This is a genomic window from Gilvimarinus sp. 1_MG-2023, from assembly GCF_030548285.1.
The window spans coordinates 1-392 of record NZ_JAUOSC010000270.1 but is presented as its reverse complement, the minus strand read 5'-3'; the positions used below and the strand labels follow the sequence as shown (position 1 = coordinate 392).

At 57.1% G+C, this 392-nt stretch carries 1 protein-coding gene; it reads left to right on the top strand.

Annotated features, from left to right (window positions below):
* Nucleotides 1-120: 120 nt before the first annotated feature.
* A partial coding sequence (locus tag Q4563_RS16745; RefSeq protein ID WP_303605294.1) for a tRNA-dihydrouridine synthase occupies nucleotides 121-392 on the top strand: 272 nt, incomplete at its 3' end.

The window sequence follows — 392 nt, the reverse complement described above, 5'->3', positions numbered from 1 at the left end:
ACCACAGGCTGTAAGAAAAATGCCATATTTGTTGGCAAAGTGGCCTTTATTCAACGGATTCATCCGAGTATTATAGCGCCACTTTTTTCCGCACACTTTTTGATCAGTCCATAGCTATCCATGCCCACAATTGGTAAATACACGCTAACCAGCCCCGCCGTGCTGGCACCGATGGCGGGGGTCACTGACCTTCCGTTTCGACGCCTGTGTCGACGTCTCGGAGCTGGCCTGGTGGTTGGTGAAATGATCGCCGCCAACCCCGACCTGCGCGCGACCCGCAAGTCGCGACAGCGGCTCGATCACAGTGGCGAACCCGAGCCGATTGCTATCCAGATTGCCGGGGGAGACCCCGAATCGCTGGCAGAAGGTGCGCGTTATGCTGTGGCCCAGGG